Here is a 26,222-nt window from a genome sequence, read left to right on the forward strand (position 1 = left end):
GGGCGCGACCGGAAGGGCGACGACATGAGCGACAACAACAATCCGTTTGGCGGCCAATTCGGCGGCAATGCCGGCCAGTACACCACCTCCGTGCAATATGGCGGCGCCGAGTCCGCCAAATCGGCACTTGGCCCGGCACCGGGCACCGCGCCGGCGCCCGCCGGCGATCTGATCAAGGACACCACGACCGCCGCCTTTGCCGCCGACGTCATCCAGGAATCGCGGAAACAGCCGGTGCTGGTCGATTTCTGGGCGCCTTGGTGCGGGCCCTGCAAGCAGCTCACGCCGCAGTTGGAAAAGGCGGTCAAGGCCGCCGGCGGCAAGGTCAAGCTGGTCAAGATGAACATCGACGACCACCCCTCGATCGCCGGCCAGCTCGGTATCCAGTCGATCCCGGCGGTCATCGCCTTCAAGGACGGCCAGCCGGTCGACGGCTTCATGGGCGCCATCCCCGAGAGCCAGATCGGCGAGTTCATCACCAAGGTCGGCGGCAAGGGCAATGGCGCGCCGCCGGTCTCCGAAGCACTGGCCGCGGCAGCCGAAGCGCATGCGGCGGGCGATGCGCAGACCGCTGCCGACATCTATGACGCCATATTGGCGCAGGCGCCCGAGACGATCGAGGCGATTGCCGGGCTGGGCGAGCTTCTGTTCGAAGCCGGCGACGCGCAAGGCGCCGAGGCGCTGCTGGCAACGGCGCCGGAAGCCAAGAAGGATGCGCCGGCACTTGCCGCGCTGCGCGCCAAGATGACGCTGGCTGCGGAAGCGGCAGCGCTCGGCAATCCGGCCGAGTTCGAGCAGCGCCTGGCCGCCAATCCCGGCGACCACCAGGCGCGTTTCGATCTTGCCATGGTCCAGAATGCGCGAGGCGATCGCCATGCGGCCGCCGACAATCTGCTGGCCATCATCAAGGCTGACCGCACCTGGAACGAGGACGGCGCCAGGGCGCAGCTTCTGAAACTGTTCGAGGCCTGGGGTATGACCGACGAGGCGACGCTGGCGGCGCGGCGCAAATTGTCGTCGCTGCTGTTTTCCTAGTGCATGATCCCGAAAAGTGGGAACCGGTTTTCGGAAGAGACCATGCACCAGCAAATAGCCGTTCGCCGGCGAAATTGTCGGCAGAATGGCTGTCGGGCCTTGCGGTCGGTGGCCGCCGCGCCAGATTAGGCCGATACTATCGTCGCCATGGGCAGGCGAAGCCATCGGAGGAGTGAAGGTGCAGGTCGGAAACGCATTTTACCGGGTCGGCAAGGATCTGCCGTCGACCATCCCGGTGTTTCCGCTTGCCGGCGCGCTGCTTTTGCCGGGCGGCCGCATGCCGCTCAACATTTTCGAGCTGCGCTATCTGCAGATGGTGGATGAGGCGATCGCCGGTTCACGGCTGATCGGCATCATCCAGCCGAGCCTCGACGGCGCGCTGCGCGCCGATGGCGAACCAGAACTGTGCAATGTCGGCTGCGCCGGGCGCATCATCTCGATGGCCGAGAGCGGCGACGGCCGCTATCTGATTTCGCTGCAGGGCGTATGCCGGTTCCGCATCGCCCATGAATTGCCGGTGAAGACGCCGTTTCGGCAATGCAAGCTGGCACCGTTCCTTACCGATCTTAGGGAAGACCAGGCGGCAAACGAGGTCGACCGGCCGGCGCTGCTCAAGGCATTTCGTGCCTATCTGCAGGCCAATGAGCTCGAGGCAGACTGGGAAAGCGTCAGCCGCGCCGAGAATGCCATGCTGGTCAACGCGCTGTCGATGATGGCGCCCTACGGCCCGGCCGAGAAACAGGCGCTGCTTGAGGCGGCGGATTTGAGGGCGCGAGCCGAGACGCTGATCGCCATCACCGAAATGGCGCTGGCGCGCGAGAATGAGGACTTTGGCTCCAGTCTTCAATAATATGCGTCGATATTCAGGTGAGGCCGGCCTACGAACGGCCGATACCTCCGCTTCCGGTGCTCACGTACTTCAAGTACGCTCCGCTCCGGTTCTCGGGATCAGCCATTCTCGACTCGGCCTGACCTGAATCTCGACACATCTTGGGCCGGTGATGTTGGCAACTGGCGGACGAAAAGAGGACTGCGATGGCTGCGGACGGGCGTGAAGGCAAGGCCAATGTCGACCCGAAACTGCTGGAGCTGCTGGCCTGCCCGCTGACCAAGGGGCCGCTGGCCTGGGACCCGGAGCGCGGCGAGCTGATCTCACGCGTCGCCAAGCTCGCCTATCCCGTACGCGACGGCATCCCGATCATGCTGCCTTCGGAGGCGCGGAGCATTTCGGCGGAAGACGTGCTATCGCCGCCGCGGCTAAGTGGGCCTTCCTGAATTTCGAGCATCGTCGCGACGCACAAGTTGGCAGAGGTTTGCGGGACAGCGCCCCCCCTCTGCCCTGCCGGGCATCTCCCCCACTTGGGGGGAGATCGGCAGCTTCGTCGCCCAGCCCGTCTTTAACGTTGGAGATTGGCGAAGGCGGAGATGACGGCCAATCTCCCTCCTTGTGGGGGAGATGTCCGGCAGGACAGAGGGGGGCGCGAAGGATCACCGTCGCTTCGCATTCGTTCCTGTGGGACGATGAATGAGCTGCGATTACTGAAAATTGCGGCCCTTGGGCATGACCCTCTCGGCCTTGTCCGACAGTGTTGCGATATCCGGCCGGGCGGGCACAGCCGGCGTCATCTCTTCCAACAGCACCGTCAGCCAGGGCGTCAGATCCTCGATCTTCTCGGCGACGATGTGGATGACATCGGATTCCGACTGCAGCTTGCCGGTGACCTTGACGAAGCGTGCGCCCATGACGATCGGCCGGAATCGGGTAAATGTCCTCTCCCAGAAAATGACGTTGGCGACGGCCTTGTCGTCCTCCAGCGTCAGGAAGATCGCATTGCCCTTGCCGGGCCGCTGCCGCACCAAGACCAGGCCGGCGACGGAGACCCGCCTGCCGTCGCGAACCGAGCCAAGGTTGGCATTGGGGATGACGCCGGCGCGGTCGAGGCGCTCGCGCAGGAAGGCGACCGGATGCGCCTTCAGCGACAGGCCGAGCGCGCGGTAATCGTGGATGACATGTTCGCCGAGCGGCATTGTCGGCAGTTTGGTTTCGGGTTCGAGCTCGCGCAACCGGATCGCCGGCTGGTCGAACAGCGGCAGTTTTTCGGCGGCACTCTTGCCGTCCAGCGCGCGCACCGCCCACAAGGCTTCACGACGATCAAGGCCGAGCGAGCGGAAGGCGTCGGCCTGCGCCAGCCTTTCGATATCGTCGACATCGAGGCCGGAGCGCAGCCAGACATCCCTGACGCTTGAGTAGCCGGAACCGCGGCGCTGGGTGAACTGCTCCATGCGCTTTTCCGCCAGGCCCTTGATCTGACGGAAGCCAAGCCGGACGGCATACGCGGTCTTGATGACACCACGCATTTCGCCATGGCGTGGGAGGATTTTTGCCGAATCGAATTCGTCTTCTTCGAGGGTGCAGTCCCAGTCGGAAAAATTGACGTCAACGTCGCGGATGGCGACGCCATGGTCGCGTGCGTCGCGCACCAGCTGTGCCGGCTGGTAAAACCCCATCGGTTGCGAATTCAGGATCGCGGCACAGAACACGTCGGGATAAAAGGTCTTGAACCAGCAGGAGGCATAGACGAGCAGCGCGAAGGAGGCGGCGTGGCTTTCTGGAAAGCCGTATTCGCCAAAGCCTTCGATCTGCTTGAAGCAGCGCTCAGCGAAGTCTCTGGCATAGCCCTTCTTGACCATCCCTTCGACCATTAGCGTTTCATAGTTCCCGATCGTGCCATTGCGTTTAAAGGTGGCCATGGCGCGTCTTAGCTTATCCGCCTCACCGGGAGAGAACCCTCCGGCATCGATCGCGATCTTCATCGCCTGCTCTTGAAACAGCGGCACGCCGAGCGTTCGCTCCAGAATGGCTTTCAGCTCTTGGCTCGGATACTCGACCTTTTCCTTTCCCTGACGTCGCCGCAGATAAGGATGCACCATGTCGCCCTGGATTGGGCCCGGCCGCACGATCGCCACTTCGATGACCAGATCGTAGAATGTGCGGGGCCGGAGACGCGGCAGCATCGACATCTGTGCGCGCGATTCGATCTGGAAAACGCCCAATGTGTCGGCCCGGCAAATCATATCGTAAACGCGGCTATCCCTTTGTGGAATCGTCGCCAGGGTCAGCCGCCGGTCATACTTGTCTCTCACCCCATAATGGGTTTCCAGCAGGTCAAAGGCACGCCTCAGGCAAGACAGCATGCCAAGCGCCAGCACATCGACTTTGAGGATGCCGACATTGTCGAGGTCATCCTTGTCCCACTCGACCATCTTGCGCTCATCCATCGCCGTCTTGACGATGGGGACGATCTCATCGAGCCGGTCCTTGGTGATGACGAAGCCGCCGACATGCTGGGAGAGATGCCGGGGAAAGCCCATAATATCGTTGGAGCGTTCGATCACCAGTCTTGCCAACGGGTCGGCGCGGTCAATGCCGCCAGCGTGAGCCTCTTTCTCTCCGAGCTCCGAAGTCGACCAACCCCAGATCGTGCTAGACAATGCGCTTCTGACATCCTCGGACAGACCCATGGCCTTCGCCACTTCCCGCAGCGCCGAGCGGCCGCGATAGCTGATGACAGCAGCAGCAAGCGCAGTGCGCTTGGCGCTGTATTTGTCGTAAATATACTTGATGACGACGTCGCGCTTTTCGTGCTCGAAATCGACATCAATGTCCGGGGGTTCGTCACGCTCTGTCGAGACAAAGCGTTCAAAAAGAACGTCCAGAAGACTGGGGTCGACTTCCGTTATCTCAAGGCAATAGCAAATGACGGAGTTTGCAGCTGAGCCGCGTCCCTGACACAGGACACCCTGCGAACGCGCGAACCGAACGATGTCGCGAACAGTGAGGAAATAACGAGCGTATTTCTTCAGGCCGACGATTGCGAGTTCATGCCTGACAAGACCATCCACTTTATCAGGAATGCCCTCGGGGTAGCGTTTTCTGGCGCCCTCCCAGGTCAATCTCTCCAGTTCAGTCTGAGGGTCGACGCCGGCTTCGGTCGTTTCTTCCGGATAATTGTGCTTCAGCTCATCAAAGGAAAAACTCAGACCTTCGGCAAAGCGCAGCGTCTCGGCCAGCGCCTGCGGATGCCTACGAAACAGACGCGCCATTTCCAGCGGCGGCTTCAGGTGGCGTTCGGCGTTGACTGCCAGCTGCAGCCCCACCTCGGCAACGGGCGTGTTGAGGCGGATCGCGGTGAGCACATCTTGCAACGGACGCCGCTCGGCACTGTGATAGAGCACATCGTTGGTCGCCATCAGCGCTACGCCGGCGGCGTCGGCCATGGCGGCCGCCTGCTCGATGCGAAAGCGGTCATTGCCGCGATAGTCCGGCGCAACGCCTAGTCGCAGATTCCTGCCGAAGCGATCCTTTAGCTGGTGCAGCAGGGCCAGCCCGTCGCTAGCGCCCGCCGTCAGATCAGGCAGGATCGCCAGCGACATCAGATCTCCCCATTCGAGCAGGTCGCTGCGTTGGAGAAGAGTGGCGCCCTTTTCGGTTTCGTCGCGCAGATTGGCTTGGGTGAGCATGCGGCAGAGATGTCCCCAGCCCTTGCGGTCCTGCGGATAGGCGAGGATGTCAGGCGTACCGTCTTCGAACACCAGCCGGCAGCCGGGGTGATAAGAGAAAGTTTCCGCCTTGGCCTGCTGCCAAGCGCGTACGACGCCGGCCACGGTGTTGCGATCGGCAAGGCCGATCGCGGAGAATCCCATGAGCTTGGCCGCCACGACCAACTCCTCCGGTTTGGAGGCGCCGCGCAGGAAGGAGAAGTTCGACTGGATGCCGAACTCGGCATAGGGGATGACGGTCAATGCGTTCATGCGAAGACCCCATGCATAAACCAGCGTGGCGGCACCTGCGGGTTGCCGTAAAGGCCTTGCCGGTAGAGCCAGTAGCGGCGGCCGTCGGCATCCTCGATGCGGAAATAGTCACGAGTCGATGTGACAGGGTCGCTCATGGCTTCATGCCACCATTCGGCGGCGATACGTTCGGGTCCCTCCACACGCGTGACCCGGTAGAGCGCGCGCCGCCAGCGGAAGTGCAGCGGCGGCCCCTCCGGCATCTCGGTCGCCGGCACTTCGATCGGCTCGGGCGAACGGAACAGCCGGATCGGCCGCTCCGGCGGGAAGATGGTTGCGGGCGGCGCGTCTTTCCGGTCCGGCTTTTTCGGTGGCGTGGTCCGTTGCGGCGCCTCGGAGAAGGGGATGGTGGCGACGGCGCGCTCCGGCAGATGGCTTTCGACGGCGACCGCTTTCAGCACAGCATTGTCGCCGAGCCGGGCGCGGATGCGGTCGGCAAACAGCGCGATGTCGGCGCCGTCATCCTCGGTCTCGCCGGTCAGATCGGCCTGCTGCATGTCGAAGGCGGCGGCCGCCAGAACGGAAAGCCGCACCAGATCGAAACCGTAGCCGGCATCGATGTCCTGTTCGAGCGCTGTCAGCCGCTCGTGGAACAGGCGCTGGATCAGCTTCGGTTCGCGCAGGGGCCGCGAGGTGCCGACAGCGATGCGGCTGACGGCGCCGTCGACGCGAAACAACAGCAGCGCCAGCATCCGGGCGCCTTCGCCGCGGCGTTCGAGATCGACCTTCAAGGTCACCGCCAGCATTTCCACCAGCCGCTCGATCTCGGCGGTGAGCACGACCGGCTCGGCGAGGTGGCGTTCGACCGAAAGCGGCGCCACGGGCAGACGCGGCGAAACCGCCTCGTCGAGGCGGCCGAGCGCCTGGTCTAGCCGCAACAGCAAGCTGGCGCCGAAGCGGCGGGCAAGCGGCGCGCGCGGCGCAGCCATGACGGCGCCCGCGGTGCGCAGGCCGACGCTTTCCAGGCTGGCGCGGATATCAGGCTCGATGCGCAAAGCGGCCAGCGGCAAGGGGGCGAGCAGTGCTTCCTCCTCGCCGGAGGGAATAATGCGATCGCCGCAGAAGCGCGCCGCCGCCCAGGCGGCGCCCGGCGTCGCGGCAAGCCCGGCGCGGACATCGAAACCCTGCTGGAAAAAGCGCGCAAGAATGTCATCCAGCATGGCGCGTTCGCCGCCGAACAGATGCGTGCAGCCGGTGACGTCGAGATAAAGCCCGTCGGCGCCGTCGAGCGCCACCAGCGGCGTGTAGCGGTCGCACCAGTCGGCGAGGCCTTCGAGCAGCCGGCGATCGGCTTCCGGATCGGCCTCGACAATGTCGATCGAGGGATGCATGGCGCGCGCGTCGGCAATGCCCATGCCGCGCTTCAGGTGCAGCGCCTCAGCCCGCTCGTCGAGGGCTGATATGCGCTGGGCGTTGCGGTCGCGATGGCTGATTACCAGCGGTGGGTGAGATGGCGGCAAATGATCCGACGGCCGGGAACGCCACGACCGTCCCAGGCGCTGGCGCAGGATCCGCTCCGCCCCGAGATGCGGGAACCACAGCGACAGAATTCTCTGGCCTTCTCTCTTCGAAACGGTGCTCATCGGGGTTCCATTCCAGTGTGAATTGTCCGAGCAGAGCCGTGCGGCTCTTGCCGATGCTGACGGTGAAGGCAGGGCGGCCGATCGAGTCGGCGAGCGGCCCGGCAATCGTCCGGCGCGATGTTGCGGGTGCGCCCGACACGATGAGACGCACCGGGGCGGCGGTCGGTTCGGCCTCGCCGGCCTGGCGCAGCAGGAACACCGGCCGGCCGGCGCTTTGGGCGCGGGCGTGCAACCGGCGCGTTGCGGTGAGGTCGAGCCGGTGCGGGCTGCCGCGGATTTCGAGAATGACTGCGGCGAGCGCGGTCATCTTCGCGGCCTCCTCGGCCACCCACAGCGCATCGGTGAGTTTCGGCGCCTCGGAAAACAGCAATTGCTCCGGCGCGATGCCGAACAGGCCCTGCAATCCCTTGGCATAGGGGAAGCCGGCCTCGCGAAAAATCTCCGACGTGCCGATCCACAGCACCGGCAGGGCCTGCCCCTTGAGGATCAGGCTGACCAGCGACAGCACAAAGCCGGCGACGGCCCCGGCATTGCGGGTCTCAAGGCCGTGGATTTCGCTCAGGGCGGCTTTCGGCAGGCCGCCGCTCAGCGCGGCATCGAGGCGCTCGACGCCGGTGGGCAGGAAGGCATCCGGCGAAGCAACGGCAAGGCCACGCCGGATAATGGTGATATCAGGGGCGACATCGAGATCGGGCGCGTTGCCGTCAGCACGCGCGCGGGCCCGCTCGCCAGCGGCCAAGCGCTCGGGCAGCGTTCCCTCGATCTTCGCGATCTGGCGGCGCAGGGCAAAAACAGTCTCCCGCGCCACGGCTGATGTCGCCATGACGGTCAGTTTCTCTCACAATTGTTCCTGTTATGTTCCTATAGATTCCAGAGGGTGCCGGAAGAGTCAAGCGGAGTCATGCGGAATTTATTCCTGTCTCCGAGTCGGGAGGATAGGCGACAGCCGCGTTCATTTGCCGATTCCGGAGGGAAAGCCTATATGCCGGGATCAAAGGACTAAAGCATGGCCCGCATCTACAAGACCCGCACCTGGCACGACGAACTCTCGCCCTCGATCGAGGAAATGGAGTTCCTGGCGCTGGAGGCGTATGCGCATCTGCCGGACGATTTTCGCAAGCTCACCGGCGAGATCGTCATCCAGATCGCCGAGTTCCCGACCGACGAGATCATGGACGATCTGTCGCTGGAGACGCCGTTCGACCTGCTCGGCCTGTTCGAGGGCCGCGGCATCGCCGAGCGCTGGAACCCGCAGACCGGCGAAGGCCCGAACCGCATCACCCTCTACCGCCGCGCCATCCTCGACTACTGGGCCGAGAACGAGGAGACGCTGGGCGACATCGTCACCCACGTGCTGATCCACGAGATCGGCCACCACTTCGGCCTGTCGGACGATGATATGGAGAAGCTCGAAGAGGCGGCCGAGTAAGGCTGCGTCGATATTCAGGTGAGGCTGGCCTGCGAACGGCAGATACCTGCGCTTCCGGCCTTCGCCGGCCGAAGCCTGCATGAGTGGTTGCGGCAGTTAAGGCTACGGCCGGCGTAGGCCGGTGCTCACGTACTTCAAGTACGCTCCGCTCCGGTTCTCGGTATCAGCCATTCTCGGCTCAGCCTGACCTGAATCTCAACACAGCCTGCGTAGGTGCCTGCAAAGCCTACCAATCGCTCAGCTTGGTATCCGGCCCGTATTCCTGGCCGTCGATATCCTTCACCACCGCCTGGCCGCAGCGCATCGACTTGGTCTTCTTGTCGTAGGCGTAGGTTGGCGAGCCGTACAAATGCCAGCCCTTGTTCAGCGCCGCGGTCACCTTGTGGCAGAAGGTTGAATCGTCGGGGGCGGACAGAAAGCGGTAAAGTCTCATGGGTCAGGTCCTGTCGTGAATTCTGTGTTGTCGGGCGGGATTGTTCCGAAGCCGGCTTAGGCAATCATGCGCCGATGGCGGCGGCTTTCGCCAGCAGTTTTTCGGCTTGCGCCAGATGCAGCCGCTCGACCATCCTGCCGTCCAGCGCAATCACGCCCTTGCCGGCATTTTCGGGCAAGGCGAAGGCATCTTTCACCGCACGCGCCTCGGCAAGGGCTTCGGGCGCGGGCGCAAAGGCATGGTTGGCGGCGTCGACCTGGGCCGGGTGGATCAGCGTCTTGCCGTCGAAGCCCATGGCGGCGGCTTCCGTGCATTCGCGCGCAAACGCGTCAGGATCGCGAAAATCGTTGGAGACGCCATCGAGCATGTCGATGCCGCCGGCGCGCGCGGCCAGCACCATCTGCATCAGCCAGGGCACGAGATAGCGCCGGTCGGGCGTCGCCAGAATGCCGGTCTCCATGACCAGATCGTTCGTTCCGGCAACGAAACAATTGAGACGCGAGGCCGGGTCGCGGCCGAGCTCGGCGATGGCGCCGATGTTGAGCATGGCCTTTGGCGTCTCGATCATTGCCCAGAGTTTGACGCTGTCGGGAGCAAAATTGTCGTCGAGCACATCACCGACTTCCAGAATGTCGCGCGGTGTGGCGACCTTGGACAACAGGATGCCGTCTGGCTCGAATTTTGCCGCGGCCAGCAGATCATCGTTGCCCCATTCGCTGGACAGCGCGTTGACGCGTACGATCATCTCGCAGCGCCGCTTGGGTCGGCTGGCGAAAATGCCGGCCAATTTTTCGCGCGCCGCGACCTTGTCGGCGGGCGCGACGGCGTCTTCGAGATCGATGATGACAGCATCGCAGGCCAGCGCTGCGATCTTGGCCAGCGCCTTGTCGTTGGAAGCCGGGACATAGAGCACAGAGCGCCGCGGGCGGTGGGGTTCGCTTGTCATGGCCGATCTATGCCGCGTGTGGTTGGTGGAGGCAAGCGTCCGACCGGTATCTGATAACGAGCCAACCGCGAAAGCTTGCGCTGCCCCTTGTCTGCTCGTCCTCCTCCGCAGTTGCGGAAGGGCCCTTCCTCTCCCCCGTCGATCGGGGGAGAGGTGTCGAGCGAAGCTCGACGGAGTGGGGGTCGACCCTTGGGCGCAAAGCGAAGCGATGCTTGCGCTAGTGCCCTTCCTATGTCCGTTCGCGACGATTGCCAGGTGGTTCCCCACTCCGTCTCGGCTTCGCCGAGCCACCTCTCCCCCCTCCGGAGGGAGAGGAAGGGAGCGTGGCCGGGGCGGCGCCAACGTCCGGAAAGGATGGTAGGCTTGAAGCGCAGGTCCTGCACGAAAACTGCACATCTCTGCGGGAAACCTCCTCCGCTCCGCCCCGGCGCCTCCATGCGAGCCCGCGACAACAGCGGCATGCAACAGCGACGCACCCACCGTTGGTCCCTGCCTTATCGGCTGCGCAGCGAAAGCTGGTGGCTGGTCGACCCGCCCCGGCCCGAGGCCCGCCCTTGCCCGGAGGCAAGCCTGCTCCCTTTTATCCGCCCGCCCGCCGGCCGGATCCAGCCCATCAGGAAAGTCCGCGCATGACATCGACCTTCACGCCGACCTTTTGCAGTCGCTTCGGCGTCGCCGTCCTGCTCGCCGCGCTGGCGGATTTTTTCTTCTATGGCCAGCCCGCCGGGATCACTGTCCTTTTGTTTGCCATCGTGATTGCCGGTGCGGTCGTCGCTGTTCATCCTGCCGCCCTGAATTCCACCCGGCCCTGGCTCAAGCCTGCCGTCCTGTTCGTCGCGCTGCTGCCGCTGGCCGAGAATGTCAGCCCGCTGTCGGTCGCGGTCGCGCTTGCGGCGTTGGTCGTGTTTGCGCTGTCGCTAGCCGGGCGGCTGAGGCACGGCGTTGCCCGCATTGCCGGCCAGATCGCGCTGTTCCTGCTGGCGGCGCCGCTGCGCCTTATCGGTGACTTCTTCCGCTGGCGCCGAACGGTGCGACGGCTTGGCGGCCGCCGCATCCGCCTGACTGCTGTCATCGTCTGGGTCATGCCGGTGACGCTCGGCGCGGTGTTCCTGCTTTTGTTCGGCGCCGCCAATCCGGTCATCGATTACTGGCTGTCGCTGATCGACCTGATGAAGCTGCTCGACCTCATCCAGCTGGCGCGGATTGTCTTCTGGCTGTTCGTGCTCGCCAGTGTCTGGGCTTTGCTGCGACCCCGCCTGCCGCGCTTCCGGCCCCGCCTTCCGCGTCTGACACCGCCCGCAGCCGTGGCCGCACCGACTGCGGCAAAATCCGCCACAACGATCGAGGACATCGTCTTCGGCAAAGCCGCCATTCTGCGCGCGCTGATCGTCTTCAACGCCTTGTTTGCGCTGCAGACGGCGCTCGACGCCGCCTATCTCTGGGGCGGGGTCGCCCTGCCGGACGGGTTGAGCTACGCCGCCTATGCGCATCGCGGCGCCTATCCGCTGATCGCCACCGCGCTGCTGGCCGCCGGCTTCGTGCTGGCGGCGCTGCGGCCGGGCAGCGAAACATCAGGCGATCCGCTGATCCGCCGGCTGGTCTATGCCTGGGTGGCACAGAACATCGTGCTGGTCATCTCGTCGATCCTGCGGCTGGACCTCTATATCGGCGTCTATGCGCTGACCTACTGGCGCATCGCGGCTTTCGTCTGGATGGGGCTGGTGGCGGCCGGGCTTGCGCTGATCATTGCCCGCATCGCGCTCAGAAAATCCAACGAATGGCTGTTCTCCGCCAATCTTCTGACGCTATCGGCGACGCTTTATGCCTGCTCCTTCATCAATTTCGCAGCCCTGATTGCCAACTTCAATGTCGACCATTCTCTTGAGATGTCCGGCTCCGGCACCCCGCTCGATACCGAGTATCTGCGCTCGTTCGGCGCTGTCGCCCTGCCGGCATTGGACCGCTACTACATGCATCAGACCGGACATCTGACCACCTGGGTGGTCGACCTGCAAATGGCTGACGACTATCTCGCCGAACAGAAGCAGTGGCGCGCCTGGAGCTTTCGTGGCTGGCGGCTGGTCAAGGTTCTCGACAAAAGAGGTCCGCTCGTGCTTCCTCCTGCAGAACAACCTCTGCTGCCTGCCATACCATCCACACCGGACCGCTAGACCATGCCGCATCAGATTCTGGTCGCCGACGACGATCCGCACATTCGCGAAATCATCTGCTTTGCGCTGGAGAAGGCCGGGATGAAGACGCAGGCCGTGTCTGACGGCGCGGCCGCCCTGCAGGCGATCGAACGCCGCGAGCCCGATCTCGTCGTGCTCGACATCGGCATGCCGGAGATGGACGGGCTGGAGGTCTGCCGGCGGCTGAGACAACGCTCCGACGTGCCGGTGCTGTTCCTGTCCGCACGCGACGAAGAAATCGACCGCATCCTCGGGCTCGAAATGGGCGGCGACGACTATGTGACGAAGCCGTTCAGCCCGCGCGAACTGGTGGCGCGCGTCAACGTCATCCTGCGCCGCGCCCGCGCCGTGCCGGATCCCGCCGACGCGAGGGCCTTCGCGCATGGCAAGCTCAGCCTGGTGCCGGCCAGCCACGGCGCCAGTTTCGACGGCAAGGCACTGGCGCTGACGGCGATCGAATTCTCGATCCTGAAAGGGTTTCTGGCGCGGCCGGCGCATGTGCTGGGGCGCGACCTGGTGGTGGCCAGCGCCTATGCCGCCAACATCCATGTCGCCGACCGCACCGTCGACAGCCATATCCGCAACATCCGCGCCAAGCTGGCGGCGGCGGGCTGTCTCGATGCCATCGAGACCGTGCATGGCGTCGGTTTCCGGCTCGGCCGATGCGGCGCCTGAGCGACGCCAAATGGATCGGCACCAAATGGCGGCCAAGGCTGGCCACGGTGGTTCTCGCCATCCTCATCATGGTGCTGGCGCTGCCGCTGGTCGGCCTGTTCTTCTTCCGGCTTTATGAAAACCAGCTGATCCGCCAGACCGAGGGCGAGCTGATCGCGCAGGGCGCCGTCATTGCCGCCATTTATGCGCAGGATGTCCGCGACGCCGGCATTTCCCCGGACAAGCTCGGCGCGCCGGTTGAAGCAGAGAGCGACGATGCCAGCCGCAGCGACGACTCGCCTTACCAGCCGATCGAGCCGAGCCTCGACCTTGCCTCCGACTATCTGCTGCCGACCCGGCCCGCCGGCATCGCCGCCACCACCGATCCGGCCTTTGCGGTGATCGGCGCGCGGTTGTCGGGCATTCTCGACGCCACGCAGAAAACCACGCTGGCCGGCTTCCGGCTGCTCGATCCCAAGGGCGTTGTTATTGCCGGTCGCGATGAGATCGGACTGTCGCTCGGCGGTGTCGACGAGGTGCGAACAGCATTGTCCGGCCACTACGCCAGCGTGTTGAGACAAAGAATTCCCGACCAGCCGCCGCCGCCGCTCTATTCGGTCAGCCGCGGCACGAAGGTCCGCGTCTTCGTTGCCATGCCGGTCGCGGTCGACGGGCGGGTCGCCGGCGTGATCTATCTGTCGCGGACGCCGAACAACATCGTCAAACATCTCTATGGCGAACGCGGCAAGGTGACGCTCGCGGCCATCGCCATGCTCTTCGGCACGCTGCTGATCGCGCTGGTGTTCCTGCGCACCGTCAGCCGGCCGATCTACGCACTGATGGAGCGCACACGGCGCATCGCCGCCGGCGACCGCGACGCGATCCGGCCGCTCGACCATCACGGCACGCGCGAAATGGCCGAACTGTCCGCCGCCTTTCTCGACATGGCCGAAAAGCTGCAGGCGCGCTCCGACAGCATCCAGACCTTTGCCACGCATGTCTCGCATGAGCTCAAATCGCCGCTGACGGCGATCCAGGGCGCGGCCGAGCTGTTGCGCGATTCCGGCGAAGCGATGGACGCGGCCGAGCGAAAGCGGTTTTCCGGCAACATCGTCAACGACGCCGGAAGGCTTAACCTGCTGGTGCGGCGCCTGCTCGACCTGGCGCGGGCCGAGAACCTGGCGCCGAGCGGCGAAAGCACATCGCTCGATGCAGCGCTGGCCCTGCTGCCGGTGGATGGCCGGCTGGCGGTCGGCGTCGAAGCGGGTGGCACCATTAGCCTGCGCATCTCGGCCGAGAATGCGGCGATCGTGCTTGCCAATCTGATCGACAATTCGGCCAGGCACGGCGCGACGCAGGTTTTGCTGGCGGCGGCCACCATCGAGGGCAAGGTGACCATTGCCGTCAGCGACGATGGCGCCGGCATTTCGCCGAGCAACAGGGCCCGTATCTTCGAACCGTTTTTCACCACGCGGCGCGAATCCGGTGGCACCGGCATGGGCCTCGGCATCGTGCTGGCCCTCCTGAAAGCGCATGATGGCACGATCGCGCTGGTTGACTCCGGGCGCGGCACGCGCTTCGAGATTTCCTTACCGGCCGCGTGAGGTATGCGGGCGAAATGAATAGAGCATGATGTCGTCCGACTTCACACTTTTCGGCATCATGCTCAAATCGGAGAACAAGAGTGCGCTACGACATCGTCATCATCGGCGGAGCCATCGTCGGCTCCTCGGTCGCCTACTATCTGCGCGAGGAAGGCTTTTCCGGCTCGATCGCGCTGATCGAGCGCGATCCGCAATTCGCCCATGCGGCAACGACGCTGTCCTGCGCCTCCATCCGCCAGCAATTCTCGATCCCGGAAAACATCCGGCTGTCGCAGTTCACGCTGAAACTGTTCCGGCGGCTGAAGGAAACCTTTGGCGCGGATGCCGATATCGGCTTTCACGAGGGCGGCTATCTGATCCTGGCCGGCGAGGCCGGGCTGCCGATCCTAAAAGCCAACCACGAAGCGCAGATCGCCGAGGGCGCCGACATCGTGCTCGAGGACGCCGACCAGCTGGCGCGGCGGTTTTCGTGGCTGTCGACGGAAGGCATCAGCGCCGGCGCCTACGGCCGAACCGGCGAGGGCTGGTTCGACGCGCATGCCATGCTGATGCTGTTCCGCAAGGCGCTGCGCGCGAAAAAGATCGATTTCATCACCGCCGATGTCACCGGCATCGAGCGGCAGGGCGACCGCGTCACCGGCGTCACCCTCGACAATGGCGAAAAACTCGAGGCGGGCATCATCGTCAACGCCGCCGGGCCGAATGCCGGCAAGGTGGCAGCTATGGCCGGGCTAGCGCTGCCGGTCGAACCGCGCAAGCGAAACGTCTTTGTGTTCGAGGCGCGCGAAAAATATTCCGATATGCCACTGCTGGTCGACCCGAGCGGTATCTGGCTCAGGCCGGAAGGCTCGGTCTACATCACCGCTGGCGCCGAGCCGGAAGAGGGCGATGGTCCCGCTGATCCAGCCGATTTCGATGTCGACTGGCCGCTGTTCGAAGAGGTGATCTGGCCGGTGCTGGCAACCCGTATCCCCGCCTTCGAGGCGATCAAGGCGACACGCGCCTGGGCTGGCCATTATGACTACAACACGCTCGACCAGAATGCCGTCATCGGCCCGCATCCCGAGGTCGGCAATTTCATCTTCGCCAACGGATTTTCGGGCCACGGCCTGCAGCAGGCACCGGCGGTCGGCAAGGCGCTGGCGGAGTTGCTGGTGCATGGCGGCTACCGGACGGTGGATTGCTCGGCGTTTGGGTACAGCCGCGTGGCCGAGGGGCGGGCGTTCCGGGAATTGAACGTGATTTGAGCGCGGTCTTCCCTTCTCCCCCTGTGGGAGAAGGTGGATCGGCGCGCAGCGCCGAGACGGATGAGGGGTGTTGGAAGAAATGAGGCGTTGGCGACGCGGTCGTAATGCCAACTGTTGGATGAAGGTTTGCGCCAAGCTGGAGCACCCCTCATCCGACCGAGCTTCGCTCGGCCACCTTCTCCCACAAGGGGAGAAGGAAAGCACGCGCCTCTATGCCGCCGCCAGTTTTCCAGCCTCGACATACGCCTGCAGCCATCCCAGCACCCGTCCCCAATCCTCGGCATGTTCGGCCGCCGCCTCGCCCAGCCCGCCAAAGCCGCCATGGCAGATGGTGAGGCGTGTGCCTCCGGCTATCGGCTCCAGCAGGTAGGCCACCGTCGTCCGCCGCCGGCCAAGTGTCGGATGGTCCCAGTCATAGGCCCGCGTCTGCACGATCCGGCGCGGCGCCTGGATTTCGAGGAACTCGCCGCCGGCGGGATGGTCCTCGCCAGCAATGGTCCAGGCGACGACTTGCCACCGGCCGCCGATGCGCAAGTCAGCTGTCCAATCGACCATCCGGTAGCTTTCGGCGGAGCCCCACCAGCGCTCGACTTCATCCGTAATCAGCGCGTTGAAGACGCGCTCCGGTGGCGCGGCGATCTCGGCGCTTGCCATGACGGTCTCGCCATTGGTCATGCTTTGCGCCACCACTGGATCGTGCATCAGGGCAACCTCCCTAAGCGATTGTTTCGTTATCGAAACGAGTTAAGCCGCCTTTGATGCCGGGCGCGACAGGCCCTTGCCGGTTTCGAGCAGGCTCTTCAGGCTTGACAGCACCAGCGGCCAGCCATTGCCGACATGTTCCAGAAGACGGTGCGGACCGTCCGCGGCATGGGTGACGGCGAGCTTCATCATGTCGCCTTCCTGCTCGATGACGAAGGTGCAATGCGTGTAGCCATCGGCCTTCACGTCCGGCATGAATTCATTGCGCCATTTGATGACCAGACGCCTTGGCGGATCGACATCGACAATCTCGCCGCTGTCGGTGACGCGGCCGTCGGGATAGACCATCTTCCACGCCGAGCCTTTCTTCCAGTCGCTCTGCATCTGGGCGCCGAGGAAATATTGCAGGTGAAATTCCGGTTCGGTCAGCGCCTCCCAGAGCTTCTCTGGCGTGGTGCGGATATAGGTCACATAGACGAAGGCATTGCTCATGGCTCTTCCCTTTCAAGGCGCTTCTTCAAGTCGCTGAGGGCGGTCAGCCGTCCTCGTTCGAATTTGCCGATCCAGCGTTCGGCGATCTCGTTGATGGGAACGGAATTCAGGTAATGCTCCTTTTCCCGTCCGTTGCGGACGGTGGTGATGACGTTCGCCTCTTCCAGGATCGCCAGATGCTTGGTCACCGCCTGGCGTGTCATATCCGTCCGTTCGCACAGCGCGTTCAGCGTCTGCCCGTTCCTGTCATGGAGGCTATCCAGCAATTGCCGGCGTGTCGGGTCGGCGAGGGCGCGAAAGACGGCATCCATGCTCATCTGTTTAATATGCAACCAAATGGTTGCATGTCAAGAGGCGATGTCACAGCGAAGCGACCGCCTCACGTCAGCGCTTGCGGGAGAACCAGAAGGCATCGGCCATGCGCTTCATGCCGATGCGCTCGTAGAAGCCGACGGCGTCTGGCATCGAAATCAGGCTGATGGCGACCGACGGCCCAAGCTGCCGGCGCGCCTCGTCCATCAGGCCTTTGCCGATGCCAAGCCCTTGCGCCGATTGGCACACGGCGAGCTCTGAAATGTAGCACACCCCAGGAAAAGTCAGTGATGGCGCGGGCCACGCCAATCAGTGGTCGGCCTTCGACATTGAGCCGCGCCGTCAGCACCAGGTTCGCGCCGGAAAGCATCGCCTGCAGCCGGGCATCGTCTTCGACAGGGCGCGTATCGCCGAGCCCGGATTCCACCAGCACGCGGCGAAACTCGGCAATGCCGAGCCCAGGCTCGCTGGCATAGATGACATGTGATTGCTCGCTCATGTCAACCAGACTGCACCAGAGGGCAATGATTTCGAAGCTGTTTTTGCCCGAAAGCTCCTCGTCTTCGCATGGACCAAGGGCATGCACGAACAGTTGCCTTTTATTTGCCCGCAGCTTTGTGTAAACGGTGCGTCAGCAATCTCCCGCAACGAAATACGGGCAAAAGCCATGGACAAGTTCACCAAGCTCACCGGCGTCGCCGCACCGATGCCGATCGTCAATGTCGACACCGACATGATCATCCCCAAGGATTATCTCAAGACGATCAAGCGCACCGGGCTCGGCAGCGGCCTGTTCGCCGAAATGCGCTACTTGGATGACGGCTCGGAAAACCCCGACTTCGTGCTCAACAAGCCGGCCTACCGCAAGGCGCAGATCCTGGTCGCCGGCGACAATTTCGGCTGCGGCTCGTCGCGCGAACACGCGCCGTGGGCGTTGCTCGATTTCGGCATTCGCTGCGTCATCTCGACCTCGTTCGCCGATATTTTCTATAATAACTGCTTCAAGAACGGCATCTTGCCGATCACCGTCAGCCCGGAAGATCTGGAGAAGCTGATGGACGACGCCTCGCGCGGCTCCAACGCGACGGTGTCGGTCGACCTTGAGGCCAAGGAAATCCGCGGACCGGACGGCGGTGTGGTCACCTTCGACCTCGACGACTTCAAGCGCCACTGCCTCTTGAACGGCCTCGACGATATCGGCCTGACCATGGAAAAGGCCGGCGCCATCGCCTCGTTCGAGAAGAAGAACGCCGCTGAGCGCCCCTGGGCCTGACAAATACGATCTAGATGGATAGCCCTGCCGCTTCAGGCTGGGTTCGTGGGGGCTGAACGGAGGGACAGTCATGACACGCTCGCTTCTTGCCGGCACTTGCGCGCTGGCGTGGATGCTGATGCCGGTGGCGAGCTTTGCGCAAACGCAGACACCGGCCGCCACCGCCCAGAAGCCGGTCAACCAGCCGGCGGCCGACCAAGGCGCGACTGACCAGCAGGATCAAGACACCGGCAGCGACGACGCCGCAGCGGCCACCGATGACGACAGCCAGGCGCCAATCCCGTTCGAGGGTGGGCAGCTGACCATCACCCAGCAGGAACAGTATGGCGAGAAGGTTCTGGCCTATGACGGCAAGCAGCTGACCAGCAATTACGACGTGTTCTTCGACAAGGTCGTCAAGGTCGGCGGCGTCAACGTCGCGCTGGTCGACGTCGGCGATGGTGGCAACCAGTGCGGCCCGGCCACGGTCATCGTCTGGAAGCCGGAAGGCGGCGAGATCCAGAGCCTTACCGTCGAGCAGGACGAATGCGGCGCGCCGCCGGCGGCGGTGGCCGACAATGCCATCTATTTCGTGCCCTATCTCTTGCCGGGCGCTTCGCAGCAGGCGCTGCAGTGGTCGCCCACCGAAGGGCTGACGATTTCAGGCGATCTGACCTACGCACCGCAGCCCGGCACCGATTGGAAAGACATCGACCCCTCCAAGTACCAGAACGTCATCGATGCCTTCCACAACGAGGCTGTCTACAAGGCGGCGCAGACGCTGCTCGGCGACACCATGCCCGACATGGCGACCAGCCTTTTGGTCGGCGGCGGCACCGAAAAGACCGCGTCCGGCGCCTTCTATGCCAGCGGCTGCGTGCCGCATGATTGCGGCGGCAATGACGGCTTCATGGCGGTCGACCCGGCCAAGCACACGCTCTACTTCGCCCGTCGCGGCGACGATGGCCAGCCGCAGGCCTGGCCTGACGTGAAGACCTGGCCGGCGGATGTGAAGGAAGCAATGGACAAGGCGCAGGGGAATTAGGTTCGCGGACGCAGCGCATACGCGCCTTCTATTACGCTGCGATCCTTCGCGCCCCCCTCTGTCCTGCCGGACATCTCCCCCACTTGGGGGGAGATTGGCAGCTTCGGCGCCCCGCTCGCCTTGCGACGTTGGAGATTGGCGAAAGCCAGCGTGACGTCTGATCTCCCCCAAGTGGGGGAGATGGCCGGCAGGCCAGAGGGGGGCGCTGTCCCGCCAGCATCAAAGAGTCCTTTGCACCGTAAATCCGCGAACTTTGGCCTATGGCCAGATTGCCTCTTTCCTCGCAGGATGACGCCCTCAACACCGCGAGACGCCCCATGCGCAAACTCATCTCCACCGGTTCGCCCTTCGAAAAAACCGCCGGCTATTCGCGCGCGGTGGTGCAGGGCGACTGGTGTTTCGTGTCGGGAACGACCGGCTACGACTATGCGACGATGACCATGCCGGAGACGGTCGAGGCGCAGACGCGCAATTGCCTGGCCACCATCGCCAAGGCGCTCCAGGACGGCGGCTTCGAGATGGCCGATGTGGTGCGGGCGCACTACTACATCACCGACCAGGCCTTCGTGGATGTCGTCTTTCCGATCCTCGGCGAGGCCTTCGGCGACATCCGCCCGGCGGCGACGATGATTGTGTGCCAGCTCAACAAGCCGGAAATGAAGATCGAGATCGAAGTCACGGCGCTGCGGCGGTCGGTATGAGGAGGCCAAAGCCATGACGGTCCGCCGCATCGTCGCCAATATCGGGACACCGGACGCGGCAGCGGCGAAGCGCTTCTACCAGGACGTGCTTGGCCTCGACGTGCTGATGGATCAAGGCTGGATCGTCACCTACGGGTCCGACGAACGGATGCAGGTGCAGATCAGCTTCATGGCCCAGGGCGGCTCCGGCACGCCGGTGCCGGACCTCTCCATCGAGGTCGATGATGTCGACGCGGCGCTCGAGGGCATGAAGGCCGCCGGCTTCGCCGTCGAATACGGTCCGGCCGACGAGCCCTGGGGCGTGCGCCGCTTCTATGTGCGCGATCCGTTCGGCAGACTGGTCAACATTCTCTCGCATCGGTGATTGCGCTTCCCAACCGCAGGCTTGCGCACAGCCCGCTTGGCGTTTAGCAAGGCCGCGGTTTCTCCAAACAGCATTGGACGGTTCTGATGGCTTCGAAAAATCTTCTCCTGCTCGCCGGCGACGGCATTGGCCCCGAGGCGATGGCCGAGGTGAAGAAGCTGATCGCGGCTATGAACGCCAAGCTCGGCAGCGGTTTTACCACCGATGAAGGCCTGGTCGGCGGCTGCGCCTACGATGCGCATGGCGCGGCGATTTCGGATGCCGACATGGAAAAGGCGATGGCGGCGGATGCGGTGCTGTTCGGCGCCGTCGGCGGGCCGAAATGGGACAAGGTGCCTTACGAGGTGCGTCCCGAGGCCGGGCTGCTGCGGTTGCGCAAGGACATGGAGCTGTTCGCCAATCTTCGTCCCGCCATCTGCTATCCGGCGCTCGCCGCGTCTTCCTCGCTGAAGCAGGAGGTGGTCGAAGGTCTTGACATCCTGATCGTGCGCGAGCTCACCGGCGGCGTCTATTTCGGCGAGCCCAAGCAGATCATCGATCTCGGCAACGGCCAGAAGCGCGGTATCGACACGCAGGTCTACGACACGTTCGAGATCGAGCGCATTTCAGGCGTCGCTTTCGAGCTCGCGCGGACCCGCCGCAACCATGTGACATCCATGGAAAAGCGCAACGTGATGAAGTCGGGCGTGCTGTGGAATGAGGTCGTCACCCAAACCCAAAAGGCCAGATATGCCGACGTCAAGCTCGACCACATGCTGGCCGATGCCGGCGGCATGCAGCTGGTGCGCTGGCCAAAACAGTTCGACGTCATCGTCACCGACAATCTGTTCGGCGACATGCTGTCCGACATCGCCGCCATGCTGACGGGATCGATCGGCATGCTGCCATCGGCCTCGCTCGGCGCGCCTGATGTGAAGACCAAGAAGCGCAAGGCGCTCTACGAGCCGGTGCACGGCTCGGCGCCCGACATTGCCGGCCAGGGCATCGCCAACCCGATCGCCATGATCGCGTCCTTCGCCATGTGCCTGCGCTATTCCTTCGGCATGGTCGATGAGGCCGACAAGCTCGAAGGCGCAATCGCCGCGGTGCTCGATGACGGGTTGCGCACCAAGGATATCCTGTCCGAAGGCATGACCGAAGTCGGCACCGTCGCGATGGGGGATGCCATCATCGCCAAGTTCCTTGGCTGACGCGATAACGGTCGACGTCCGCTGGGCGACGACCGACGACGCCGAAGCGCTTGCCACCGTGCTTTGCGAGATGGCGGCGCACTACCGGCAGGCGCCGCTCGATCATGGCCGGGCGACGGCCACGGCACGAAAATGGCTCGGCGACGAAAGCCCGGCCTATCCGCATTTCGCGCTCGCCTTCGCCGGCGGCAAGGTTGCGGGCCTCGCTTCGGTGGCGATCGCGCATCCCGGCATCGATCTTGAGCGCCTGATGTTTCTGAAAGACCTGTTCGTGCGCGAAGAAGCCCGCAACGCCGGCGCCGGCCGAGCACTGCTTGGCTTTCTCGCCGATCATTGCCTGAGGGAAGGCATCGGCCGCATCGATCTCACCACCGAGGACTGGAACGAAGGCGCGTTGCGTTTCTACGACCGGCTCGGCGCCGAACGGCACGGGCAGAAGGTGTTTCTCAGGTTGTCGGGCGAGGTGCTGAAGGCAACTAAACTTTAACACCCGCCGGCATGACCCCCCAAGGGTTCTCGCCCACTTGAGACGGCATAAGCCCGAAGACCAGCAAAGCCACACCGCCGATAGCTGGGATGACGCAGAGCAAGACGAGCCAACCGCTCAGGCCGATGTCGTGCACACGCCGTACGGAAAGCGCGATCCATGGCAGGTTGCATGCCAATGCGAAGATAACGAAGGGTAGGAATCCGACCGACGTCTTGCCCGCATTGATGCCGAAGCCGTTGACGGCCAGATTGAAGAGTATCCCGAAGCCAAAAAGCGCTGCTAGGACAAGAATACAGCATAGCCAAAAGGCCCAGAATTCCTTGCGGCGGGCGCGTCCGTTGAAATTGAAATAGTTCACGCTCATCGTTCGTCCAAAATAGGCCCACAGTCCTGTAGATTCGGCAGACCGTGTTTCGACAAGTCGGCCCGGCCGTGGCGGTTGGCTGATGCTTGGCGATGGGGCGGGCGAGGCCGCGGCGACTATATTATGCGCCGTGCCATCGTCTGGCTGAAATTCGACGAGAGCGCCCTTGGCGGGAACCGCCGGCTGATCCAGATCGGCACGGGCAAAAATGTAGCGCTTGCCGTCGACACCGTTGATGTAACCGAAGTCCTGATCTTCATCGTAGTGGTAAATTGCACCGCGCATGCGATTCCCTCTGTTTAGCGCGCAATACTACCCAGGGTTGCTCGCAACTTCAATGCACGCGCAGGCCCTAAACCCGGACGCCCTGCGGAACAGGCCCCCACTGGTTTTCGTGGCCTTGGGTCGGGATCAGTCCGAACACGATTATGGCCAGGGTGCCGAAGGTCGGCACGAGAATCAGCAGGACGAGCCAGCCGGTCAGCCCGATATCGTGCAGGCGGCGGACGATGAGCCCAAGCCAGGGCAGGAACGTCGCCAGCACAAACAGGCCCCATACACCGATGGTCACGATCGGGCCGTTGCCGTCGTTGAAATTCCCGATCGTCTGGTCGGCGAGGGCGCCGACAAGACCGACCAGGATGAAGCTGACGGTCCAGAACAGGCAATAGCTCCAGAATTCCTTGCGGCGGGCGCGTTCGGCGAAATTGATGTAGTTGCGCGTCACGCCCCGCCAGAAATAACCCGGCAGTCCGCTATCGTGGATCGCGCCATCCTCAGCCAGGCGACCGAAATGCTGCGGGGCGGCTGAAGCGGCGGCTTTGGGCGGCGCGGCGCTTGCCGCTGGAGCAGCGGTGGCGGGACTGGCGGCCTGGGCGCGGATCGAGAAAACGTCGCGCGCCTGGCCGCTCGCCGGCAGGAACTCGACCACAGCGCCGTTGGCAATCACCGTATCGCGGCGCAGATTCTCGCGCGCGAACGTATAGCGGTTGCCGTCCGCCCCGGTGATGAAACCGAAGCCCTGGGCCTCGTCATAGTGCAGAACTTCGCCGCGCATCCGCCTCACCCCCGTGTTGGCACAGACTGTTCAAAGTTGCGACCGACTGCAAGGGGGTGGCTTCGCCTGTCCAATGTCGGCGCCGCCCCTCACCTGCCTGCCGGCATCCTCTCCCCGTAAACGGGGCGAGGGACGCTGTCACCGAAGGTTTCGCCAATCGCCAACGATGCAAGAAGGGCGCCGAAGCTGCGGCCAGCCCCTTCTCCCCGTCAATATACGGGGAGAAGTGCCCGGCAGGGCGATGAGGGGTGGCGCGGACCTCGGCGATTGGCACCAGCCCGACGAGAGTGCCTCTTGGTTCCGTTGAGACTAAACCGGCCGCTTCTTCGGCTTCTTGTTCTTCGGCGGTCCGGCCTTGTCGAATTTCGGCTTCCCGGCCCAAGGCTTTGCGTCACTCGCGGGGCGTTCCCGCTTCTCGAATTTCGGCTTGTGTGCGCTTTGGGGAGCTTCGAACGGCCGCTTGCCGCGATGCGGCTTCTTGTCGGGCTTTGGCGGCTGGTAGCCGGCACGCGACAGGTCGGGCGTGCCGTCCAGGCGCTTCACTGCGATGTTGCCCTGCAATTTCTTGTCGGGGCCGATGGCGGCGAGGAAGCGGTCGGCCCAGTCGGCTGCGATCTGCACGAAGGTTTCCTCCTGCTGCATCTTGATGGCGCCGATCTCGCGCTTGGAGATGTTGCCGGTGCGGCACAGCATCGGGATCAGCCAGCGCGGCTCGGCATTCTGCTGGCGTCCGATCGACAGCGAGAACCAGACGCTGTCGCCGAAATCGTCGCGGCGGCTGGGCGCTTCATCGCGGCGTTCGAACTTTTCGCCTGCCGGTCTTTCACGCGAAGGCGTGAACGGTGCGACATCCGTAAGTTCCTCGGGCGCCGAGCGGCTGGCGCGGCACTGGCGCACGAAGGCCGCCGCCACCTGTTCGGCGCCGTGTTTGGCCAGAAGCGCATCGATGAAGCCACGCTCGTCATCAGCCACCGGCTCGTCGAAGGCCGGATCGGCAAGGATGCGCTCGTCGTCGCGCTTGATCACGTCGTCGGCAGAGGGCGGGCTCGCCCATGTCGCCTTCAGCCCTGCATTCTGCAAAAGCCGTTCGGTGCGCTTGCGGGCGCCGTTGGGCACGATCAGGGCGCTGACGCCCTTGCGTCCGGCGCGGCCGGTGCGGCCGCTGCGGTGCAGCAGCGTCTCCGGATTGGTCGGCAGATCGGCGTGGATCACCAGTTCGAGATTGGGCAGGTCGATGCCGCGCGCCGCGACATCCGTTGCGATGCAGACCTTGGCGCGGCCGTCGCGCATCGCCTGCAGCGCATGGCTGCGCTCGTTCTGGCTGAGTTCGCCCGACAGCGCCACGACCGAAAAATTGCGGTTGTTGAAGCGTGCCGTGAGATGATTGACGGCGGCGCGGGTGTTGCAGAACACCAGCGCGTTCTTCGCCTCGTAGAAGCGCAGCACATTGATGATGGCGTTCTCGCGGTCGGGGTAGGCGACATTCAGCGCCCGGTATTCGATGTCGAGATGCTGCTTTTCCTCGCCTCCGGCCGAGATGCGCACGGCATCGCGCTGATAACCCTGCGCCAGCGTTGCGATCGAGCGCGGCACGGTGGCCGAAAACATCAGCGTGCGGCGCTGGGCCGGGGCGGCGTCGAGGATGAATTCGAGGTCCTCGCGAAAGCCGAGGTCGAGCATCTCGTCGGCTTCGTCCAGCACCACGGCCCTAAGCGCCGACATGTCGAGCGAATTGCGGGTGATGTGGTCGCGCAACCGGCCGGGTGTGCCGACGACGATGTGGGCGCCGCGCTCCAGCACGCGCCGTTCGGAGCGCATGTCCATGCCGCCGACGCAGGAGGCAACCGTCGCGCCGGTCGGGGCGTAGAGCCACTGCAATTCGCGCATCACCTGCAAGGCGAGTTCGCGGGTCGGCGCCACGGCCAATGCCAAAGGCACTCCAGCCGGGCCAAAGCGCTCGGCGCCTTCCAGCAGTGTCGGCGCCAGAGCCAGGCCGAAGGCGACGGTCTTGCCGGATCCGGTCTGCGCCGACACCAGCGCGTCGGCCTCGCCGAGCTCCAGCACCGCCTTCTGCACCGGCGTCAGCTCGACATAGCCACGTTTTTCCAGCGCCTCTGCCAGCGCAGGAACGATACCTCTAAAATTGGACATCTTCTTCTTTCGGAATTCGGGGCCTGGGCTCATCATGGAGCACATGCCGGGGCTGACGCCACGCCAGCCAAACAATATTTCGGCGTTCGTACTTCTTGCGGCCTCTATTGTACAGAGCAAGCGGCACT

The 26,222-nt window shown here is 64.0% G+C and carries 25 protein-coding genes and 1 pseudogene; 14 read left to right on the forward strand and 12 right to left on the reverse strand.

The window, feature by feature from the left end; genetic code table 11:
* Positions 1-24 precede the first annotated feature (24 nt).
* The 3 genes from trxA (at position 25) to H0241_RS25545 (ending at position 2,310) form a co-directional block, all read left to right on the forward strand.
* Positions 25-1,035 (forward strand): thioredoxin, encoded by a 1,011-nt coding sequence (trxA, locus tag H0241_RS25535; protein WP_181060608.1) that lies wholly within the window; start codon positions 25-27, stop codon positions 1,033-1,035.
* 178 nt (positions 1,036-1,213) lie between these two features.
* The gene (locus H0241_RS25540; RefSeq protein WP_181060609.1) at positions 1,214-1,885 is read left to right on the forward strand and encodes an LON peptidase substrate-binding domain-containing protein; all 672 of its coding nucleotides are present in this window, start codon (positions 1,214-1,216) and stop codon (positions 1,883-1,885) included.
* 185 nt (positions 1,886-2,070) lie between these two features.
* A complete protein-coding gene (locus H0241_RS25545; RefSeq protein WP_181060610.1) occupies positions 2,071-2,310 on the forward strand; it encodes a Trm112 family protein in 240 nt (79 codons plus the stop codon).
* Between the two features lie 261 nt (positions 2,311-2,571).
* Here H0241_RS25545 and H0241_RS25550 read toward each other — a convergent pair whose 3' ends face one another.
* Genes H0241_RS25550 through H0241_RS35785 form a run of 3 tightly spaced genes read right to left on the reverse strand, consistent with a single transcriptional unit; the run spans position 2,572 to position 8,292 of the window.
* Positions 2,572-5,847, reverse strand: coding sequence for an error-prone DNA polymerase (locus tag H0241_RS25550; protein WP_181060611.1), 3,276 nt, complete (start codon positions 5,845-5,847; stop codon positions 2,572-2,574).
* Positions 5,844-7,346: a DNA polymerase Y family protein gene (locus tag H0241_RS25555; protein WP_235984471.1), complete on the reverse strand. Its 1,503-nt coding sequence runs from the start codon at positions 7,344-7,346 to the stop codon at positions 5,844-5,846. Before H0241_RS25555 ends, H0241_RS25550 begins: the two co-directional genes overlap by 4 nt.
* Positions 7,264-8,292, reverse strand: coding sequence for an ImuA family protein (locus H0241_RS35785; protein ID WP_235984472.1), 1,029 nt, complete (start codon positions 8,290-8,292; stop codon positions 7,264-7,266). The genes H0241_RS25555 and H0241_RS35785 overlap by 83 nt, the downstream gene beginning before the upstream one ends.
* Positions 8,293-8,475: 183 nt before the next feature.
* Between H0241_RS35785 and H0241_RS25560 the strand changes: the two genes are divergently transcribed.
* The gene (locus H0241_RS25560) at positions 8,476-8,898 is read left to right on the forward strand and encodes a metallopeptidase family protein (protein ID WP_181060613.1); all 423 of its coding nucleotides are present in this window, start codon (positions 8,476-8,478) and stop codon (positions 8,896-8,898) included.
* A gap of 226 nt (positions 8,899-9,124) precedes the next feature.
* Here H0241_RS25560 and H0241_RS25565 read toward each other — a convergent pair whose 3' ends face one another.
* Together H0241_RS25565 and H0241_RS25570 are read right to left on the reverse strand one after the other, a co-directional pair.
* The gene (locus H0241_RS25565) at positions 9,125-9,331 is read right to left on the reverse strand and encodes a DUF1737 domain-containing protein (protein WP_023673921.1); all 207 of its coding nucleotides are present in this window, start codon (positions 9,329-9,331) and stop codon (positions 9,125-9,127) included.
* A gap of 64 nt (positions 9,332-9,395) precedes the next feature.
* Positions 9,396-10,277, reverse strand: coding sequence for an HpcH/HpaI aldolase/citrate lyase family protein (locus tag H0241_RS25570; RefSeq protein WP_181060614.1), 882 nt, complete (start codon positions 10,275-10,277; stop codon positions 9,396-9,398).
* 629 nt (positions 10,278-10,906) lie between these two features.
* On the opposite strand from H0241_RS25570, the gene H0241_RS25575 reads away from it, so the two are divergent.
* The 4 genes from H0241_RS25575 to H0241_RS25590 all read left to right on the forward strand — a co-directional run bounded on the left by H0241_RS25575 (position 10,907) and on the right by H0241_RS25590 (position 15,974).
* Positions 10,907-12,448, forward strand: a complete 1,542-nt coding sequence (locus H0241_RS25575) for a DUF4153 domain-containing protein (protein ID WP_181060615.1) — start codon at positions 10,907-10,909, stop codon at positions 12,446-12,448.
* Positions 12,449-12,451: 3 nt separating this feature from the next.
* Positions 12,452-13,144: a response regulator transcription factor gene (locus H0241_RS25580; protein WP_181060616.1), complete on the forward strand. Its 693-nt coding sequence runs from the start codon at positions 12,452-12,454 to the stop codon at positions 13,142-13,144.
* Positions 13,132-14,727, forward strand: a complete 1,596-nt coding sequence (locus tag H0241_RS25585; RefSeq protein WP_181060617.1) for a sensor histidine kinase — start codon at positions 13,132-13,134, stop codon at positions 14,725-14,727. Before H0241_RS25580 ends, H0241_RS25585 begins: the two co-directional genes overlap by 13 nt.
* Before the next feature lie 80 nt (positions 14,728-14,807).
* Positions 14,808-15,974, forward strand: a complete 1,167-nt coding sequence (locus H0241_RS25590; protein ID WP_181060618.1) for an NAD(P)/FAD-dependent oxidoreductase — start codon at positions 14,808-14,810, stop codon at positions 15,972-15,974.
* A gap of 210 nt (positions 15,975-16,184) precedes the next feature.
* Here H0241_RS25590 and H0241_RS25595 read toward each other — a convergent pair whose 3' ends face one another.
* From H0241_RS25595 to H0241_RS25610, 4 genes and pseudogenes are all read right to left on the reverse strand, one after another.
* Entirely contained in the window at positions 16,185-16,676 is a 492-nt protein-coding gene (locus H0241_RS25595) for an SRPBCC family protein (RefSeq protein ID WP_235984473.1), read from the reverse strand.
* A 42-nt stretch (positions 16,677-16,718) separates the two neighbouring features.
* Positions 16,719-17,168: an SRPBCC family protein gene (locus tag H0241_RS25600; RefSeq protein ID WP_181060619.1), complete on the reverse strand. Its 450-nt coding sequence runs from the start codon at positions 17,166-17,168 to the stop codon at positions 16,719-16,721.
* A complete protein-coding gene (locus H0241_RS25605) occupies positions 17,165-17,479 on the reverse strand; it encodes an ArsR/SmtB family transcription factor (RefSeq protein ID WP_210285077.1) in 315 nt (104 codons plus the stop codon). The genes H0241_RS25600 and H0241_RS25605 overlap by 4 nt, the downstream gene beginning before the upstream one ends.
* Positions 17,480-17,552: 73 nt before the next feature.
* A pseudogene (locus H0241_RS25610) lies at positions 17,553-17,979 on the reverse strand (GNAT family N-acetyltransferase).
* Between the two features lie 168 nt (positions 17,980-18,147).
* Here H0241_RS25610 and leuD point away from each other — a divergent pair.
* The 6 genes from leuD to H0241_RS25640 all read left to right on the forward strand — a co-directional run bounded on the left by leuD (position 18,148) and on the right by H0241_RS25640 (position 22,519).
* On the forward strand, positions 18,148-18,753 hold the full coding sequence (gene leuD / locus H0241_RS25615; RefSeq protein ID WP_181060621.1) for a 3-isopropylmalate dehydratase small subunit: 606 nt from the start codon (positions 18,148-18,150) through the stop codon (positions 18,751-18,753).
* A 70-nt stretch (positions 18,754-18,823) separates the two neighbouring features.
* The gene (locus H0241_RS25620) at positions 18,824-19,777 is read left to right on the forward strand and encodes a hypothetical protein (protein WP_181060622.1); all 954 of its coding nucleotides are present in this window, start codon (positions 18,824-18,826) and stop codon (positions 19,775-19,777) included.
* A gap of 317 nt (positions 19,778-20,094) precedes the next feature.
* The gene (locus H0241_RS25625; protein WP_181060623.1) at positions 20,095-20,478 is read left to right on the forward strand and encodes a RidA family protein; all 384 of its coding nucleotides are present in this window, start codon (positions 20,095-20,097) and stop codon (positions 20,476-20,478) included.
* A gap of 13 nt (positions 20,479-20,491) precedes the next feature.
* Positions 20,492-20,842 (forward strand): VOC family protein, encoded by a 351-nt coding sequence (locus H0241_RS25630; protein WP_181060624.1) that lies wholly within the window; start codon positions 20,492-20,494, stop codon positions 20,840-20,842.
* Between the two features lie 86 nt (positions 20,843-20,928).
* Entirely contained in the window at positions 20,929-22,032 is a 1,104-nt protein-coding gene (leuB, locus tag H0241_RS25635) for a 3-isopropylmalate dehydrogenase (protein WP_181060625.1), read from the forward strand.
* Positions 22,025-22,519 (forward strand): GNAT family N-acetyltransferase, encoded by a 495-nt coding sequence (locus tag H0241_RS25640; protein ID WP_235984474.1) that lies wholly within the window; start codon positions 22,025-22,027, stop codon positions 22,517-22,519. The genes leuB and H0241_RS25640 overlap by 8 nt, the downstream gene beginning before the upstream one ends.
* On the opposite strand, the gene H0241_RS25645 is transcribed toward H0241_RS25640, so the two are convergent.
* From H0241_RS25645 to H0241_RS25655, 3 genes are all read right to left on the reverse strand, one after another.
* The gene (locus H0241_RS25645) at positions 22,509-23,171 is read right to left on the reverse strand and encodes a DUF805 domain-containing protein (RefSeq protein ID WP_181060626.1); all 663 of its coding nucleotides are present in this window, start codon (positions 23,169-23,171) and stop codon (positions 22,509-22,511) included. The genes H0241_RS25640 and H0241_RS25645 overlap by 11 nt on opposite strands.
* A gap of 67 nt (positions 23,172-23,238) precedes the next feature.
* Positions 23,239-23,943, reverse strand: coding sequence for a DUF805 domain-containing protein (locus H0241_RS25650; RefSeq protein WP_181060627.1), 705 nt, complete (start codon positions 23,941-23,943; stop codon positions 23,239-23,241).
* Positions 23,944-24,252: 309 nt separating this feature from the next.
* Positions 24,253-26,094: a DEAD/DEAH box helicase gene (locus H0241_RS25655; protein WP_181060628.1), complete on the reverse strand. Its 1,842-nt coding sequence runs from the start codon at positions 26,092-26,094 to the stop codon at positions 24,253-24,255.
* Positions 26,095-26,222 lie beyond the last annotated feature (128 nt).

The organism is Mesorhizobium neociceri (assembly GCF_013520985.1).
Classification (GTDB): domain Bacteria; phylum Pseudomonadota; class Alphaproteobacteria; order Rhizobiales; family Rhizobiaceae; genus Mesorhizobium; species Mesorhizobium neociceri.